Source organism: Pseudomonas sp. IPO3747, from assembly GCF_013385245.1.
Taxonomy (GTDB): Bacteria; Pseudomonadota; Gammaproteobacteria; order Pseudomonadales; family Pseudomonadaceae; genus Aquipseudomonas; species Aquipseudomonas edaphica.
The window spans coordinates 56,000-72,636 of the sequence record NZ_JACAQL010000014.1; the positions used below are offsets into that span (position 1 = coordinate 56,000).

16 protein-coding genes and 1 pseudogene are annotated in these 16,637 nt (G+C 59.5%); 7 read left to right on the forward strand and 10 right to left on the reverse strand.

Annotated features, from left to right (window positions below; genetic code table 11):
• Window positions 1–57: 57 nt before the first annotated feature.
• Complete coding sequence (locus HX790_RS18685) at window positions 58–948, reverse strand: hypothetical protein (protein WP_256349285.1); 891 nt, start codon at window positions 946–948, stop codon at window positions 58–60.
• A 269-nt stretch (window positions 949–1,217) separates the two neighbouring features.
• Here HX790_RS18685 and HX790_RS18690 point away from each other — a divergent pair, with 269 nt between their 5' ends.
• A complete protein-coding gene (locus HX790_RS18690; RefSeq protein ID WP_138452697.1) occupies window positions 1,218–2,657 on the forward strand; it encodes a lipase family protein in 1,440 nt (479 codons plus the stop codon).
• A gap of 41 nt (window positions 2,658–2,698) precedes the next feature.
• Here HX790_RS18690 and HX790_RS18695 read toward each other — a convergent pair whose 3' ends face one another.
• A complete protein-coding gene (locus HX790_RS18695) occupies window positions 2,699–3,241 on the reverse strand; it encodes a DUF924 family protein (RefSeq protein ID WP_026013690.1) in 543 nt (180 codons plus the stop codon).
• Between the two features lie 325 nt (window positions 3,242–3,566).
• A complete protein-coding gene (locus tag HX790_RS18700; RefSeq protein ID WP_099547802.1) occupies window positions 3,567–4,172 on the reverse strand; it encodes a LysE family translocator in 606 nt (201 codons plus the stop codon).
• A 265-nt stretch (window positions 4,173–4,437) separates the two neighbouring features.
• Between HX790_RS18700 and HX790_RS18705 the strand changes: the two are divergent.
• Window positions 4,438–4,812 (forward strand): annotated as a pseudogene (locus tag HX790_RS18705) (GNAT family N-acetyltransferase); the annotation flags it as partial.
• Between the two features lie 3 nt (window positions 4,813–4,815).
• Here the strand turns inward: HX790_RS18705 and HX790_RS18710 are convergent.
• The 7 genes from HX790_RS18710 to HX790_RS18740 all read right to left on the reverse strand — a co-directional run bounded on the left by HX790_RS18710 (window position 4,816) and on the right by HX790_RS18740 (window position 11,762).
• Window positions 4,816–6,135 (reverse strand): OprD family porin, encoded by a 1,320-nt coding sequence (locus HX790_RS18710; protein ID WP_017136858.1) that lies wholly within the window; start codon window positions 6,133–6,135, stop codon window positions 4,816–4,818.
• A gap of 138 nt (window positions 6,136–6,273) precedes the next feature.
• Window positions 6,274–7,107: a phosphodiesterase gene (locus tag HX790_RS18715; protein ID WP_099547799.1), complete on the reverse strand. Its 834-nt coding sequence runs from the start codon at window positions 7,105–7,107 to the stop codon at window positions 6,274–6,276.
• A gap of 9 nt (window positions 7,108–7,116) precedes the next feature.
• Window positions 7,117–8,148: an ABC transporter ATP-binding protein gene (locus HX790_RS18720; RefSeq protein WP_176991909.1), complete on the reverse strand. Its 1,032-nt coding sequence runs from the start codon at window positions 8,146–8,148 to the stop codon at window positions 7,117–7,119.
• On the reverse strand, window positions 8,145–8,939 hold the full coding sequence (locus tag HX790_RS18725) for an ABC transporter permease (protein WP_017136861.1): 795 nt from the start codon (window positions 8,937–8,939) through the stop codon (window positions 8,145–8,147). The genes HX790_RS18720 and HX790_RS18725 overlap by 4 nt, the downstream gene beginning before the upstream one ends.
• Entirely contained in the window at window positions 8,936–9,754 is an 819-nt protein-coding gene (locus HX790_RS18730; RefSeq protein ID WP_176991910.1) for an ABC transporter permease, read from the reverse strand. Before HX790_RS18730 ends, HX790_RS18725 begins: the two co-directional genes overlap by 4 nt.
• The gene (locus tag HX790_RS18735; protein WP_169987749.1) at window positions 9,755–10,759 is read right to left on the reverse strand and encodes an ABC transporter substrate-binding protein; all 1,005 of its coding nucleotides are present in this window, start codon (window positions 10,757–10,759) and stop codon (window positions 9,755–9,757) included.
• Window positions 10,743–11,762, reverse strand: coding sequence for a LacI family DNA-binding transcriptional regulator (locus HX790_RS18740; RefSeq protein ID WP_176991911.1), 1,020 nt, complete (start codon window positions 11,760–11,762; stop codon window positions 10,743–10,745). Before HX790_RS18740 ends, HX790_RS18735 begins: the two co-directional genes overlap by 17 nt.
• Before the next feature lie 220 nt (window positions 11,763–11,982).
• Here HX790_RS18740 and HX790_RS18745 point away from each other — a divergent pair, with 220 nt between their 5' ends.
• The 5 genes from HX790_RS18745 (at window position 11,983) to HX790_RS18765 (ending at window position 16,635) form a co-directional block, all read left to right on the forward strand.
• Window positions 11,983–13,080 (forward strand): carboxynorspermidine decarboxylase, encoded by a 1,098-nt coding sequence (locus tag HX790_RS18745; RefSeq protein ID WP_176991912.1) that lies wholly within the window; start codon window positions 11,983–11,985, stop codon window positions 13,078–13,080.
• A gap of 28 nt (window positions 13,081–13,108) precedes the next feature.
• Complete coding sequence (locus HX790_RS18750) at window positions 13,109–14,353, forward strand: saccharopine dehydrogenase family protein (protein WP_017136866.1); 1,245 nt, start codon at window positions 13,109–13,111, stop codon at window positions 14,351–14,353.
• 327 nt (window positions 14,354–14,680) lie between these two features.
• Complete coding sequence (locus HX790_RS18755; RefSeq protein ID WP_176991913.1) at window positions 14,681–14,923, forward strand: hypothetical protein; 243 nt, start codon at window positions 14,681–14,683, stop codon at window positions 14,921–14,923.
• A 451-nt stretch (window positions 14,924–15,374) separates the two neighbouring features.
• Window positions 15,375–15,710, forward strand: coding sequence for a DUF6124 family protein (locus HX790_RS18760; RefSeq protein WP_138453237.1), 336 nt, complete (start codon window positions 15,375–15,377; stop codon window positions 15,708–15,710).
• Between the two features lie 589 nt (window positions 15,711–16,299).
• Entirely contained in the window at window positions 16,300–16,635 is a 336-nt protein-coding gene (locus HX790_RS18765; RefSeq protein ID WP_017136868.1) for a DUF6124 family protein, read from the forward strand.
• Window positions 16,636–16,637: the final 2 nt, after the last annotated feature.

The window sequence follows — 16,637 nt, forward strand, 5'->3', positions numbered from 1 at the left end:
AAAACTCCTATAAACTTAGCAAACTTACCGGAACGTTACTGCCGACCGCATATGCGCTTATTCCGCGCTCACCAGCACCTGATCAAAAACATAAGCCATCATATTATTTACAAATCTCTCTTGCCCGTTATCGATCGTAGCGCCATCGACATCAATCACCGCCAGGTCTATATCACTAAAGGCGACCACCCGGCCCTTTGTCCCACCCACTACCCAGAACAGCACATTAGTTCCGTAAGTGGCTATCACTCTACTGTCGACAGGGAGTTGCGCAGCCGTTATTGCCAACAGCCCACCGCCCTTAAGCGGAACCGCCTCAGAGTTGCCAAAATAGCTGCTAAAGCTTTCTGATACGGAGGACACTCCGCTATAAGTAAATGATGGAGTGACAACAAAGGAGCCGGTATGCCCAAATACCTGCAGAACATTTGTCATGCCAGCCGCAGTACTGTTATCACAGGTCAGCAGCAAGACACCGCCCAAATCGGCATAGGCTTTCAACTTGGCAGCTTGTGCCACGGTAAACGTACTCACATGCAGCCCTACCGACAGCACGTCATATTTAGCCTTGAGTTCGGCAGCGGTTACGGTGGCCGATACAATATCGGCCATCGCATCAAACGTAATGACAGATTGAATTTTATTATACGTGCCCTCTGCACCATAGTTGGCTGGCAACTTGACCTGCGGCATCACTTTAGAATAATTCGGACTGCCAATTGCAATATTGGTAAAACCAAGCCTGATAACTGGCAATTTTTTTTCGGCCACCGGCACGGGTACGGGTACGGACACCGCCCCCGTCGAACAGCATTTATGGTGTACATGAACATGAATATGCACGTGCGCCACCTCCCCATGATCGAGGCAGGCCTTGTGATCTTCATGGCACTGCTCAGATACAACGGTGCAGCAGACTTCACGCGGGGCTTGGCTTGAATCGGACATGATCGACACTCCTGGGGCCTAAGAGCACCTACCTCAGTAACAGGTAGGTACCCGCCCTCACCTGGGCGGACTCACAGCACTACACGCCGAATCCAATACTCCGTCTACTGTCAGAATTAACAGGGCTGGCGTAAAAAGTGTCTGGCGCACCGAGTGCATTCCTGGCGGAATCAGTCGCATTGATGGCAATATCATAGCTCTTGGCTACGAAGCAAAACCGCCCCGGTATTCGTCGCATTACCCCCATAGCTTTCAAGGAAGATAAGCTTATGAAACAAGCAGTTGTGGTTATCCACGGCATCGGCGAACAGCGCCCAATGGACACGCTACGCGGCTTCGTCGAAGCGATGATCCCTGCCGCCCCGCCCGATGGCACACCGTTTTACTGGAGCAAGCCAGACCGGCTTTCGCGCAATTTCGACCTGCGCGTACTGAAGTCGTCAGGTCGCACCTCCACGGACTTCTATGAATACTACTGGGCCCACAAAATGCAGGGCACCAAGGTCGGTCACCTGCTGGGCTGGCTATGGGATATTTTCAAACGCCCGCGCCGTGACATTCCCGAGGCCATCGTGCCGATCTGGCGCACCACGCGCTGGACGCTGATGGTGCTCCTGCTGCTGATTGCCAGTGGCACTCTAGCCACGGCCTGGGGCGGGTTCGAGCCCAGTGACAATCCGTTCGCACTGTTGCCACTGCTGCTTGGCGCCATCGGGCTAGGGTTGCGCTATTCAGCGCTGTCTTACCTCGGCGATGCGGCGCGCTACTTGAGTCCCAACCCGCAGAACGTGGTGATTCGCGAACAGATCCGCGCAGACGGGGTGGCGTTGCTGCGCGCCCTGCACAACCAGGGCGACTACGACCGTATCATCGTCGTCGGCCACAGCCTGGGCAGCGTGATTGCTTACGACATCGTCGGTTACCTGTGGCATGAACACCACGACCAATTGACCCAGGTGATCCCCAGCAACCGCGAGCTGGCCAGCCGTTATGCCGCCAATGCCACGTTGCAACCGGTGATTAATGAAGCATTGCCCAACGCCGGCGCCGCCCTCGATGGCAGCCTGGGCAGCACCTTGAGGTTCCGCGAGCAGCAGGCCCAGGCATTTATCGAGCAACGCGGCCTGGGCAATCCGTGGCGCATCAGCGACCTGGTCACCGTCGGCAGCCCGATGGCCCACGCCAGCCTGTTGTTGGGCCGCAGTGTGAGTGACTTCAAAAAACGCATTGAACGCCGCGAAGCGCCGGCCTGCCCACCGACCGAAGACACCAAGGGCTATGGCTATAACGCACGCAAGCCAGTGATGCTTGGGCAAAAACCGTTTACCCCGCAGTACCTGCACCATGCTGCGGCGTTTGCCGTGACGCGCTGGACCAACCTCTACTTTCCCGCGCCCTACGGCTTGTTTGGCGATATCGTCGGCGGCCCGGTCAAGCCGGTGATGGGTGCAGGCGTGCTGGATTTACCCGTCACCGTAGGCACCTGGAAAGGCTGGCTCGCCCGCTCCTGGCTGAGCCACACCCATTACTGGAGCGAGCGCGGCGGTGCCCAGGGTTACCTCGGCACACTCACTCAGGATGACAGCGCAATCAGCCATGGCCAGCGCCCGTCGGCCACCGAAGCCTTGCGCTGGGCGGTCGACCTCAAGGGGTCGCGGCGCTTTCGTCCGGTGGGCGCCAAGGCAGCCTTGGCACCCACCGAGGTCTAGGAGGCCCATGATCGCTCCCACGCAATGGGAACGATCACGGCCTAGCCGGCGAAACCACCGGCCTTGAGAAACTCATGCTCGGGTTGGGTGGTTGCCCTGGCCAATACCGCGTTGCGATGGGGAAACCGCCCAAACCGTTCAATGATATCCGCGTGTTCCTTGGCCCAATGGTAGGTGCTGGCATCCAAATACTGGTTCAGCGCCAGCGAACGCTGCTGGTCCGCCGGGTCTTCGGAATGTTCAAACGGCAGATAACAGAAGGCGCGCAGTTCGGGCTCGATCTGTTGATCCAACCCGGCGTCCACCGCCCGCCGCGCATACAAACGCGCCAGCGGGTCGGTGGCAAACATATGTGCCGTGCCGCGAAACGCATTGCGCGGGTATTGATCCAGCAAAATCAGCAAGGCCAGCGCACCCTGCGCCGAATCCAGCCAGCTTTCCAACTCACGCCGGGCGGCTTGCATATGCGTGGCGTGAAAGGTCTCGCGAAAGGCTGCGTCAAACGCGTCGTCCTTGGCGAACCAGCGTTTTGGCCCTGCCTGCTTCCAGAACGCGATCACTGCCTCGGCGGATTGTTCGTTCATGCTCGTCATCGTCCTCTCCAACACTTAACACAAAAAAGCCGCACAGACTTCATCATCGACGTCGGCGATATCCATCAAGTGTCCCACATGGGCTGCGCAAGCTTGCGCGCGGTCGCACCATTGCACATAGGGTTTACCTGATGATCCACCGTCTTGCCCAGGTTTTCAGCGACTCCAATAGCCAAGTGCGCAACAAGCTGTCGGGTACAACATCAACGGGATCTTTGTCGCCAACTGCGCGATCTCGGTGATGCTGTACCGCTGGAAAAGCCTTGATGCCATTGAGCTCAAGCGCCCTGTGGCCTGAAACTGCGCGCCACCGGGTTCAAGGCGCAATAACGTGCAGGTAGAACGCGTGAAACATGAAATACGCACACCCGGCCAACGCCAGCCCCATGCAGCGGTTGAACCAGGTAAACGCCGCCGCCCCGTTGATCCGCCGCCCCAACAGTGCGCCCAACAATGCGTAAACCCACGGCGCGCCGACCGCCCCCAGCCCCAGCAAGGCCGATACGCCAAAGATCGAGGCCCCGGTAATATGCGCCGCCGGCAACATCACGCTGGTGATTGGCAACACCGCGACGATGCCCTTGGGGTTGAGCAACTGGATCACCAGGCCATTCCAGAAGGTCAAGGTCTTGGCAGGCGTGCTTGGGGCGTCATCCACCTCGGTACGTGCGGTGAACACCTGGTAGGCGAGGTACAGCGTGTACACGCCGCCAATCAAAGAAATATACGGCAATGCCGCCTGGGAAATGATCGCTTCGCCGGTGTAGCCAAACAGCACGAACATCAGCAGCATCGCGCACCCCACGCCGATGTAGAAACCGCTGGAGCGACGCAATTTGCCCGTAAGCCCGGCATTGAGGCCCATCAAATTGACCGGACCGGGGCTGTACATGACGCTGAACGCGTAAAGGAAAATGTCCATGGCGAACCTGCAGTAGAAGAAGTCGGGCGAGTCTACTGAGCGGGGTGGTGCGCAATCTTGAACGTTTGTGGTTGATTGGCGCACACGTGGCGAGGGAGCTTGCTCCCGCTGGGCTGCGCAGCAGTCCCGAAGCCACACTCTGTAGTGAGTCCCTGGGCGCCCGCTACACATTAAATCGGGGCCGCTGCGCGCCCCAGCGGGAGCAAGCTCCCTCGCCACAGATAGAGTGTCAGCCGGCCAAACGATAGAATCATCCAATGCGGTCAGATTTTTGACCCGGCTTGTCAGCGAATGGGAAAACGGCACCCTGCGGTTTGACAAACCTGGTGAGTGCCTATTGGGCGTGTTTCGTCACGACCTGTTGATTGCGATCGGAGGTGTTTCACGTGATCCGTACTCCAATCCAGACACCGGCCGGTTACGCCGAGTGTACGTTGCCCCCTCAATGCGCAGACACAACGTTGGCAAGGCGCTGGTGGAACGGTTATTGGAACACGCAGCGGCACATTTTCAACAGGTGCACCTGACCACCGATACACCAGAAGCCGCAGCGTTTTATCTGCGCTGCGGCTTTCATCAGATAACCAATGGCACAGCAACCCACGCGAAATCGCTTGTGCCGGGCGTCACCGGACCTTGAGCCTTACATCAACGGAATCGAGTAATTCACAAATACCCGGTTCTGGTCCTGGTCCCGCGCGACTTCGCTGCGCGACACGCCATTGCGCCAGCCGAACCCGACGTTCTTGAACGGGCCGCTTTGCACCACGTAGTCCAGGGAGATATCCCGTTCCCATTCGCTGGCGTTGTTGCCGCTGGCGGTGAGGATGTGGTCGCCCTTCAAGTACATCACCGACGCTTTCAGGCCGGGCACGCCGAGCGCGACGAAGTCGTAGGCGTATTGGGCAAAGGCCGTGCGTTCACCGGCCTGGATAAACGTTTGCACGGTACGATCGGTGTAGAGGTACAGGCTGGAGCCGCCCTCCCCTTTATTCACCAGCCCGCCCTGGTTGAGTTGGGCGAAGTTGCTGTCGTCCGAGACTTGCTGATAACCGGCGGTAATGGCGTGCGGGCCGAGCGAATAGATGAACGCGGCGCTCCAGGTGTTGTTGTCGATCTCCCCCGTGCCGTTCTTGGTATAGCCGCTGAACTTATAGCCTTCTGCACGGCCGGCGGCGCTGCTGTTTTTGCCGTCGGAGGTGGTCTTGAAATAACGCAGATCGGTTTTCAGTGAGCCGTAGTCACCCAACGGCAACACATGGATCAGCCCGGCAAAGTGTTGTTGGTAATAGTCTTCAAGGTTGGCGTAGTAGTACTGCACCAGCAGGTCCTTGTTTACTTGATAGTCAGCACCGGCGTAGTTGAATTTATTGCTTTCCTGGGTGCCGCCTGCCGCTGCCAGGCCACTGCGGTCGCTGGACCCGCGGCCGGTGGTGTGTTGCAGTTGGCCGCCAATCAAGGTCAGGTTGTCGATGTCTTTACTGGTGATCTGCCCACCTTCGAAAGACTGTGGCAACAGACGGCCATCGTTGCTCACCAGAATCGGCAGGTTTGGGCGCAGGTAGCCGTAGCGCAGCTCGCTCTTGGCGAAACGCGCCTTGGCGGTCGCACCGCCACGGGCCCAGCTGTCGGCGGCTTTGCCGTCATCGTTGGGGATCATCGAGCTGCCGACATGGCGGCCGGCACCACTGTCGAGGGTCAGGCCGAGCATGCCGATAGCATCCAGGCCAAAGCCTACGGTGCCGTCGGTAAAGCCCGACTGGTAGTTGAGAATAAAGGCCTGGCCCCACTCTTCGGTCTTCGACGGCGCGGCGGTGCCGTCGCGGTTATCGTTGTTGAAATAGAAGTTACGCATGTTCAGGTTGGCTTTGCTGTCGTTCAGAAAGTCAGCCGAGGCCAAGGGGCTCAGGGCAATGCCCAAGCCGCCGGTCAATACGCTTAAAACATTCAAAGTGGCTTTCATCAAGGCGAACTCCGGCGCGGAATCCAAGTTCCGGGCGCAAAAAAGGGCAGCAGGATGCACGCGACCAAACGTGAGTGGGTCGCTGCGTTAACTAACGTTCAATTACCTGGTTGTAAGGAAGTGGACCTCCGTGAAACCTCAGTCAATCAATCCATGGGCGTCATAAAACGGATAGGGCCCCGGGTAGTCCCCGAACACACCGTTGTGGCTGATCAACCCGTGCTGTTCATCCCAGCGATGCAACAGGTAACCCGCCGGTTCCAGGTTGAAATGCGCGGGCGCGGCGTCTTGCAGGTCGAGCACGATCTGGTGGGAGGTGCCGGGGCAGACACAACTCAGGCTGCCGCCAAAACGCCGCTGCATCGGGCGGTGCAAATGGCCGCACAACAGACGCTCCACTTGTGGGTGGCGGGAGACGACCTTTTCCAGCGCAGCCGCGTTGATAAAAGGTTCACGGTCCATATGACCGATGCCGCTGATAAACGGCGGGTGATGCAGGATCAGCAGGGTCGGTACATGCGGGCGCAACGCCAATTGCGCGTCCAGCCACTGCAACTGGCTTTCCAGCAACTGCCCGCCATGGCCACCGGGGATGGTCGAATCGAGGCCGATCAAGCGCAACGGGTGCTCATCCACAACCCAGTCCAGCGGGCCATCCGCCGACGTCGGCAAATAGCGGTGATCGCCGAATGCATCCAGCAACGGCCCACGCGTGTCATGGTTGCCCGGCACCACATAGCAAGGCATGTGCAGGCGCGACAGCTCCGGGTGCAGCACGGCGTATTCATCGGCGCGACCAAAATCCACCAGGTCGCCGCTGACCACCACGATGTCGGGCCGTGGGTCACTGGCATTCAGATGGTCGACGGCACGGCGCAGTGCGCCCAGCGTGTCGACCACGCCATAGGTGAGGCGATTACCGGCTTTCAGGTGCAGGTCGCTGATCTGGGCAACAACAAACGGACGGTTCACAGTAAATTCTCAAGCATTGAGGGTAAATAACTTGTGTGGCGCAATCGCCAGGGCAATCGGTGCGCCGACGCTGTGCAATAGGTTGTCGCTGCTGTCCACCAGCAGCGGTTGGGCGCCACCGACATCCACCAGCAGACGGCTTTGTGCACCCTGGAAGAATTGCGCCACAAGATGGCCGTGCACGTGCCCTTCGTCTTCCATCACCCGCAAGTGTTCGGGCCGGCAATAGACGGTGCTCGGCGAGTCAGCCCTGTGCCACGGCAACTCGCCGCCGCAGACTTTCAGGCCGTGGGCGGTGCGATCAAGCACCACAAAGGCATTGAGGTTGCCGACAAAGCCTGCGACGAACGCATTGGCCGGTTGCTGGTAGATCTCCCGCGGGCTGGCCAGTTGCGCAACACGGCCCTGCTCCATGACCAGGATGCGATCGCCCAGGGCCATGGCTTCGCCTTGGTCGTGGGTGACAAATACCGAGGTGATGCCCAACCCACGCAACAGCTCATCCAACTCACTGCGCAAACGCTCGCGTAATTGCGCATCCAGGGCTGCCAACGGCTCGTCCAGCAACAGCACTTTGGGGCGCGGCGCCAAGGCTCGCGCCAGGGCCACGCGTTGGCGCTGGCCCCCGGACAATTCGTGGATGCTGCGTTTGCCGTGGTTCTGCAAACCCACCAGTTCCAGCAGTTCTTCACAACGCTTGTTGCGCGCAACGGGCGACAGGCCGCGAATCTTCAAGCCATAGACGATGTTCCCGGCCACATCCAGGTTGGGAAACAGCGCGTAATTCTGGAACACCATGCCCACATCGCGGCGCTCGATCGGCAGGCGGGTGACGTCCTGGTCGCCGAAAAACACCTGCCCCACGTCCGGGCGTTCCAGCCCGGCGATCAGCCGCAGGGTGGTGGTTTTGCCGCAGCCGGACGGGCCGAGAATCGCCAGGGTTTCACCGCCTTCGACGGTCAGGTTCAAGTCATGCACGGCCACGGTGCCGTCGGCGAACGCCTTGCGACAGCCCTTCAGGCGGATAGTGATAGCAGTCATCGACGCTCTCCACGGGACAAACGAGCACTGATGGCCTGCAACGCAATCAGCAGCGGCACGATCATCAGCAAAAAGATAAGGGTGTAGGCGCTGGCGATTTCCAGGCGCGCCGAGGCATAGCTGTCGGCCAGACCGACCGGCAAGGTTTTGGTCATCGGCGTGTGAAGCATCCACGTCAGGTTGAACTCACCCAGGCTCAGGGTGACCACCATCAGTACGCCCGCCAGAATCCCCGCCCGGCAGTTGGGTACCACCACACTGAAAAAACGCTTGATCGGCCCGGCCCCCAGGCTCGCGGCGGCCTCTTCCAGCACTGGCAGGTGCTGGCGTTGCATCACCGCCATCACCGGGCGTACCAGAAACGGCAGCGTGAACAGTACGTGACCGACAAGAATGAACAGCCAACTGCTGCGAAAGGTGCCGAACTGGCCGTAGGTCAGCAGTAACGCCAACGCACTGGCGAGCCCCGGCATCGCTACCGGCAGAACCATCAGTTCCTCGAACGCACGGCTGAAGCGGTTGTTCATGCGCACTAACGCATACGCTGCGGGCACACCCAACACACAGACGCACACCGCGCAGGCCAGCGCCAATTGCAGCGACAGCCACACCGTCGGCGAGTAGGCCTGCCACACCTGGATCAGCCAATCGAAGGTCAAGCCGCTGGACAGGCCGACAAAGAAATTGCGCGTCAACCCAGCCAACAACGACATCAACACCGGCACCAGCATGAAAGCGCACACCAGCAGGGTGAACAGCAGTTGAATCACAAACAGCGATGAGCGCTTCACAGGACAGTCCCCGCGTTTTTAACCAGGCGTCGTGTCAGCAACAGCACCGCCCAGGTTACCGCGCCGAGCACCACCGACAGCGCGGCTGCCACGGCAAAGTTGGCGTAATTGGTGAACACGTTGTAGATCGCCACCGGTGTGACATTCAGGCGTGTACCCAGGGCGAAGGCCGTGCCGAAAGCGCCCATGGAGGTGGCAAAGCAGATGGCCCCGCAAGAAGCCAGCGCCGGCGCCAAGCCCGGCACGATCACGTCACACACCACGCGCCAATGCCCCGCGCCCAACGAATGCGCGGCCTCCTCGAGGCTGCGATCGAGGCTTTCGCACGCAGCCATCACCGTGAGAATCACCCGTGGGATCGAAAAGTACAGGTAGCCGACAAACAACCCCGCCAACGAATAGGCAAAGATCCAGCGCTCACCGGCCAAGTGCATCCCCAGCGCCGCAAACAAGCCTTGACGCCCCGCCAACAGAATCACCAGGAAGCCCACCACCACGCCAGGAAATGCCAAGGGAAACGTGAGCAGCGCCACCAACGCCGAACGCCCGAAAAACTGCTGGCGTGCCAGAAACACACCGCTGATGCCACCGATCAACAGCGCGACCAGCGTCACCACCATCGCAAGCATCAGGGTTTGCCCAAGGCTGCCCAGGTATTGCGCGCTGCTCAGCACCTGCCAATAGCCGCTGCCGTTGCTGTCACGGCTCTCGGCGCCCAACACCACCAGGTGCGCCAACGGCAACAGCCAAAAGGCGAGCAGCACCGCAAAAGCCGGGGCCAGCGCCCAGGCCGCGTGTCGGGTCGAAGTTGCCACTTACTTGACCTCGTTGAGGTAGCGGGCGGCGAAGGCTTCCTGCACCGCGGCCATTTTCTGGTAGTCCACGACACCTGCGCGGGCGTAATCGCTGTCGGGCAAGAACTGTGCGGCGACCTCGGCCGGCATTTTCACCGGGCGCACCGGGCGCAGGTACGCCTTGGCCCAAAGCGCCTGGCCCTGGTCCGAGAGCACGAAGTCGAGCACCTTCTCGGCGTTGGCGCGATGCGGCGCATTGGCCACTTGGCTCATCACATACGGCACGCTGATGCTGCCCTCTTGCGGGATCACAAAGGCAACATTGGCGTTGTCCTTATAGCGGGCACGGTAGGCGTTGAAGTCGTAATCCACCAGGATCGGCAATTCACCGGACAGCACCCGTGCATAGGCAGTTTGCTTGGGCACGATGGGCGCGTTTTTCGCCAGTTTCTGGAAATAATCGATGGCCGGGGCGAAGTTATCCAGGTCGCCGCCCAAGGCACGGTTGATGGCCACGGCAGACACGTAGCCGACGAATGCGCTGGAGGGGTCGAGGTAGCCGACCATGCCTTTGTATTGCGGCTTGAGCAGGTCGGCCCAGCTCTGCGGCACCGGCAAACCGCCGAGCGCGTCGACGTTGACCATGATGCCCAGGGTGCCCGAATGGATGGCGAACCATCGGCCCTCGGGGTCTTTCAAGCCTGCGGGAATCTGCTCCCAGCCCTTGGGTTTGTAACCCTCCACCACCCCGGCTTTTTGCGCTTGTAAACCGAACGTCACGCCGTAGTACACGACGTCAGCGACCGGGGCGGCCTTTTCCGCCACCAGTTGCGCCAGCGACTGGCCGGAGTTCTTGTTGTCCAGCGGCACCTGTACGCCAGTGCTGGCGGCGATGGCCTTGAGCTGCGTGCCCCAGTCGGCCCAGTCCGGCGGGCAGTTGTAGCAAATCGCGGTTTCGGCGGCCTGGGCCAGGCTGGCCACACCGCACAGCAACACAGCGGCCAGGGTTTTACTGAATGCGCGCATCGAGGGGCTCCTCATGGGGTTGAGTGCTTTCGCCCGGCCGGATATGGCAAGGCAAGCAATGGGAAATCGGGGCGTTACCGGCGATTTGCGCCAGCAGTTGGTCAATCACCGTGCTGGCCAGCAGTGCAATGGGCTGCACCACGCTGCACAGGGTCGGGTGCATCTGGGTGCCAAGGGAGATACCGTCAAAGCCCATCACCGACAGTTGCTCGGGCACATTCCAGGCATTGCGGCGCAGTTCGGCGATCAGGCTGATGGCCAGGAAATCGTTAGAGCACACCAACGCCGTGGGCGCGTCCGGGCCTTGCAGATACGGCTGGATCGCGGCAAATTCGGCCTGGGTGTGCGCCGGCATTTCGATCACGGCGCGCGGTTGAAGGCCATACGCTTTCATCGCATCGCAATACCCGGCGTAGCGCAGTCGCGCACGGTCCGATTGCAAGGCAGGCCCGGCGACCATGCTGATGCGTCGGTGCCCGGCCTCAAGCAAATACCGCGTGGCCAGTGCCATGCCCGCGCGGTTATCAACCGACACCGCACTGTAGCCGGGGTTGCTCGGCTGGTGGTAAGCCAGCACAAACGGGGTTTGCTCCATAGCCAGGTTGTTCAGCACGCTGCTGCTCTCGGCGTCGGTGACGGTCAGTACCAAGCCATCCACACGCTGGCGCAGCAGCTCTTCGACCACCACGCTTTCGCGCTCGCAGCTGTAGTCGGTGGTCGCAAGCAACAAGCTGTAGCCACGCAGCCGCGCTGCGCGCTCCATGGCCTGGAACTGTTCGGCAAACACCGGGTTGAGCAGGTTGGGCACCACCACACCGATCAGATGGGTGGTTTGCAGGCGCAACTGGCGGCCGAGCAGGTTGGGCCGAAAACCCAGCTCACGGGCAGCAGCGAACACCTGCTCACGGGTGGCCTCGCGCACCTGCTCCGGGGAGGCGAAGGTGCGGGCGGCAGTGGCGCGGGATACACCGGCCAACTGCGCAACGTCTTTCAAATCAGTCATTGTCACTCGCTTGAGATCGATCTCATTGGCGAGGACAGTAACGGGGGAATGTGGCAGGACGGTGCCAGGGAGATGACGGTTTAATGGCAGCCAGGGTTCACGAGAATGTCTTTATTGCGACGTAGGGTTCAGCAAATCCGCCCGCTAACCTTTCGATCTGATCCAAGTGCGGGCACAATGCGTGTCCTTTTTTGGCAGGCACCGCCGCAGGCTCTCAAAAATGATCAAAACGCCGTACTACCTCATCGATAAACAGAAGCTTCTGGTCAACATGCAGAAGATTGCTTACGTGCGCGAGCAGTCCGGCGCCAAGGCTTTGCTGGCGCTCAAGTGCTTTGCTACCTGGTCGGTGTTTGACCTGATGCAGCAATACATGGACGGCACCACCTCGTCGTCGCTGTATGAATTGAAGCTCGGTCGCCAGAAGTTCGAAGGTGAAGCGCACGCCTACAGCGTGGCCTGGGCCGATGACGAAATCGAAGAGATGCTGGAGAACTGCGACAAGATCATCTTCAACTCCATCAGCCAACTGCAACGTTTTGCCGAACGCAGCGAAGGCAAGACCCGCGGCCTGCGCGTCAACCCGCAGGTGAGCAGCTCCGACTATTTGCTCGCCGACCCGGCGCGCCCGTTCAGCCGCCTGGGCGAATGGGACCCGGTGAAGATCGAAGGCGTGATTGATCAAATCTCGGGCTTCATGTTTCACAACAACTGTGAGAACGGCGACTTCAGCCTGTTCGACAAAATGCTCGGCACCATCGAAGAACGCTTCGGCGCGCTGCTGCACAAGGTCGAGTGGGTCAGCCTTGGCGGCGGCATCCACTTCACCGGTGAAGACTATGCCGTGGACGCGTTCTGCGCGCGCTTGAAAGCATTCTCCGAGCAGTACGGCGTGCAGGTGTATCTGGAACCGGGTGAAGCAGCGATCACCAACAGCGCCTCGCTGGAAGTCACCGTGCTCGACACCCTCTACAACGGCAAGAACCTCGCCGTGGTCGACAGCTCCATCGAAGCTCACCTGCTGGACTTGCTGATCTACCGCCTCAACGCCAAATTAGCGTCGAGCGACGGCGAACACACCGTGATGGTGTGCGGCAAATCCTGCCTGGCCGGGGACATCTTCGGCGAGTATCAATTTGATCGTCCGCTGGCCATCGGCGATCGGCTGTCGTTCATCGACACCGCAGGCTACACCATGGTCAAGAAAAACTGGTTCAACGGCCTGAAAATGCCGTCCATCGTAGTGAAACAACTCGACGGTACAGTCGAGGTGGTTCGTGAATTTGGTTACGACGACTACCTGTCCAGCCTTTCGTAAGCTGGCGGATAAAGGAGAGATAAAGCAATTGAAAAAGAACGTTCTTATCATTGGTGCAGGAGGTGTCGCCAAGGTGGTGGCCCACAAGTGCGCGCAGCACAACGACGAACTCGGTCGTATTGCTATCGCGTCGCGCAACATCTCCAAATGCCAGGCCATCATCGACAGCGTCAAGGCCAAGGGTAGCCTCAAGGTGCCCGCCGACATCCAGGCCTTTGCGCTGAACGCTTTGGACGTGGAAGCGACCAAGGCCCTGATCCGCGAGACCGAGTCGCAGATCGTTATCAACGTGGGTTCCGCGTTCCTCAACATGTCGGTACTGCGTGCCTGCATCGACACGGGCGTTGCGTACCTGGACACCGCCATTCACGAAGAGCCGGGCAAGGTCTGCGAGACCCCGCCGTGGTACGGCAACTATGAATGGAACCACCTGGAAGAGTGCAAACAGAAGAACATCACCGCCATCCTTGGCGTGGGCTTCGACCCGGGTGTCGTCAACGCGTATGCCGCGCTGGCGCAGCAACAGCATTTCGACCGCATTGATTCAATCGATATTCTCGACGTCAATGCCGGCAGCCATGGCAAATACTTCGCCACCAACTTCGACCCGGAAATCAACTTCCGCGAGTTCACCGGGCAGGTGTGGAGCTGGCAGAACAGCCAGTGGACCAGCAACACCATGTTCGAAGTCAAACGCACCGACGACCTGCCGGTCGTCGGTTCGCAGAACCTCTACCTTACCGGCCACGATGAAGTGCACTCGCTGTCGAAAAACCTCGACGTGCCCAACGTGCGTTTCTGGATGAGCTTCGGCGAACACTACATCAACGTGTTCACCGTATTGAAAAACCTCGGCCTGCTCTCCGAAAAACCGGTCACCACCGCCGAAGGCCTGGAAGTCGTGCCGCTTAAACTGGTCAAGGCCGTGCTGCCCGACCCATCTTCGCTCGCCCCCGGCTACACCGGCAAAACCTGCATCGGTGACCTGGTCAAAGGCACCAAAGGCGGCCAGCCACGTGAGATGTTCATCTACAACGTGGCCTGCCATGAAGAAGCCTTTGCCGAGACCGACAGCCAAGGCATCTCCTACACCGCAGGCGTGCCTCCGGTAGCCGCTGCGCTGCTGGTGGCGCGTGGCGAGTGGGACGTGAAACACATGGCCAACGTCGAGGAACTGCCGGCTGAGCCGTTCCTGAAGGCGCTGGACGTGATGGGCTTGCCGACTCGGATTAAAGACGAGCACGGTGATCGGGCTTGGGATGCGATTGCTTGATTAGGTGATTGCTGACCGAACAAAAAAATGCGCCCTCTGGGGCGCATTTTTTGTTTGGAACAAACACAAATCTCCACCCCAATGAAGATCAACCTGTGGGAGCTGGCTTGCCTGCGATAGCGATCTTCCAGTACCGCATGGGTTGGCTGACACACTGCTATCGCAGGCAAGCCAGCTCCCACATTGAATCTCCGGTGAATGCCAAAACAGTTCAAAAAACTGTCAATTCTCACAGGTTACGCCTCCCACAAACTGCGCTAGCTTAGCCAGTCGAGAGCGCAATCATCGATTGGCTCACCCATTCATCATGAGCGAAAGGACTCGTCCATGAACCGGCCAAAACCCGCAACCCGCAACACTTCGCCGATCAAGCCACGGGCACGAAACCGTTTAGGCATCACCGCCCACCTGCCCCGCTGGGTGTTCGCGCTGCTCATCGCACTCTGCGCCCTCGGCGCACTGCAAGACCACGCCCGCCGCGTACGGCCGGTGTACGCCGTACTGCTGTGTGTCGGCGTGCTCATGCTGTTATGGGCGGGCTGGATACGCTGGTTTGCGCCTGGTTCATAGCTCGCAGGTATGACACTCGCCATCAACGAGCGATGAAGATCAACCTGTGGGAGCTGGCTTGCCTGCGATGGCGGCCTTTCAGTGCCGGATGGGTTGACTGACACACTGCTATCGCAGGCAAGCCAGCTCCCACAGGTGATCGCGTGCGTTCAGATATTTCCCACAGTGGTTTCAGGTTGTCGGTCGGAAGTGGGCTGACTAATCTCTGTGCCGTCGCTGCCAATTCAGCGGCCGGATTTGACCGTCCGATTAATTAAAGTACAGCTTGGCTCTAACCTATTTCAGGTGTTTTTTTCACGCCTGAGGTATCGTGTTGCGGTGGCTGTATGCGGGATACCTTCGGGTATGCCGGATTTCCTTTGATTGCCGGTCGGTCAACCCGTGTACAGCTGCCACCCTCTTCGCTTGACCGCGAACGTTGGTAGCTCCACTTAATCTTAGGAGCTTCACCATGATCAAAGACAGCCCAAATCCCCCAGGCCAGCCAGACTACGACACCAGCACCCTGCACGAAGTGGCCTACCGTGCGATCGCCCACTACCTCAACTCCAGCAAACCCATTCCCGAGCCCAGCGAAGGCATCTTCACCGTGCGCGCCGACCTGGGCACCGAAACCCTGCTGGTCAACGCTTCCCAGGACTTGGCGTCCATCAGCGATATCGCCAACCACCTGGCGTTTGAAATCGACGGCTCCCAACGCAATGTCGCGCTGGGCATCTGCCGCATGCTCGAAGGTGTGCAACTGCTGGTGGACAAAGCCCTGAACGTAGCGCACCCAGCCGCCTGAAGATCGTTTCCACGCGTTGTGAACGATCAACCTCAAAACCGATGAAGATCAATAGGTGGGAGCTGGCTTGCCTGCGATGACGGCCTTTCAGTACCGCATGGGTTGACTGACACACTGCTATCGCAGCATAGGTATCTACACAACTTTTAAAAGCAGCCTATTTCTCCTGTGGCGAGCAGGCTTGTCCTGCTCGCCACAACAGCCCACCTGCCACAGACTTCGTGTTAACCGGTTGTGTAGATACCTATGGCTATCGCAGGCAAGCCAGCTCCCACAGGTGATCGCGTGCGTTCAGATATTTCCCACAAGGGTTTCAGGTTGTCGGTCGGAAGTGGGCTGACTAATCTCTGCGCCGTCGCTGCCAATTCAGCGGCCGGATTTGACCGTCCGACTTTAAAGAGCAACTGCACCCACACCGATCCTGGGCGTTTTTTTACGCCTGATGTATCGTGTCGCGGCAGCTGTACGCGGGATACCTTCGGGTATGCCGGATTTGCTTCTTTAGCCGGTCGGTCAACCCGCGTATAGCTGCCACCCTAATTCGTTTGACCGCGAATCGTGGCAGCTCCATTTATAAAGGAGCTTCACCATGATCAAAGACAGCCCAAATCCCCCAGGCCAGCCAGACTACGACACCAGCACCCTGCACGAAGTGGCCTACCGTGCGATCGCCCACTACCTCAACCCCGGCAAACCCATTCCCGAACCCAGTGAAGGCATCTTCACCGTGCGCGCCGACCTGGGCACCGAAACCCTGCTGGTCAACGCTTCCCAGGACTTGGCGTCCATCAGCGATATCGCCAACCACCTGGCGTTTGAAATCGACGGTTCCCAACGCAATGTCGCGCTGGGCATCTGCCGCATGCTCGAAGGTGTGCAGTTGCTGGTGGACAAAGCCCTGAACGTGGCCCACCCAGCCGCCTGAAG

What these genes read in the sequence shown, in the direction of transcription:
- HX790_RS18710 (WP_017136858.1), bottom strand. Translation starts at nt 6,135, where the DNA reads ATGAAAGCCACTTTGAATGTTTTAAGCGTATTGACCGGCGGCTTGGGC.
- HX790_RS18735 (WP_169987749.1), bottom strand. Translation starts at nt 10,759, where the DNA reads ATGCGCGCATTCAGTAAAACCCTGGCCGCTGTGTTGCTGTGCGGTGTG.
- HX790_RS18755 (WP_176991913.1), top strand. Translation starts at nt 14,681, where the DNA reads ATGAACCGGCCAAAACCCGCAACCCGCAACACTTCGCCGATCAAGCCA.
- HX790_RS18700 (WP_099547802.1), bottom strand. Translation starts at nt 4,172, where the DNA reads ATGGACATTTTCCTTTACGCGTTCAGCGTCATGTACAGCCCCGGTCCG.
- HX790_RS18740 (WP_176991911.1), bottom strand. Translation starts at nt 11,762, where the DNA reads ATGACTGATTTGAAAGACGTTGCGCAGTTGGCCGGTGTATCCCGCGCC.
- HX790_RS18760 (WP_138453237.1), top strand. Translation starts at nt 15,375, where the DNA reads ATGATCAAAGACAGCCCAAATCCCCCAGGCCAGCCAGACTACGACACC.
- HX790_RS18765 (WP_017136868.1), top strand. Translation starts at nt 16,300, where the DNA reads ATGATCAAAGACAGCCCAAATCCCCCAGGCCAGCCAGACTACGACACC.
- HX790_RS18695 (WP_026013690.1), bottom strand. Translation starts at nt 3,241, where the DNA reads ATGAACGAACAATCCGCCGAGGCAGTGATCGCGTTCTGGAAGCAGGCA.
- HX790_RS18690 (WP_138452697.1), top strand. Translation starts at nt 1,218, where the DNA reads ATGAAACAAGCAGTTGTGGTTATCCACGGCATCGGCGAACAGCGCCCA.
- HX790_RS18745 (WP_176991912.1), top strand. Translation starts at nt 11,983, where the DNA reads ATGATCAAAACGCCGTACTACCTCATCGATAAACAGAAGCTTCTGGTC.
- HX790_RS18720 (WP_176991909.1), bottom strand. Translation starts at nt 8,148, where the DNA reads ATGACTGCTATCACTATCCGCCTGAAGGGCTGTCGCAAGGCGTTCGCC.
- HX790_RS18685 (WP_256349285.1), bottom strand. Translation starts at nt 948, where the DNA reads ATGTCCGATTCAAGCCAAGCCCCGCGTGAAGTCTGCTGCACCGTTGTA.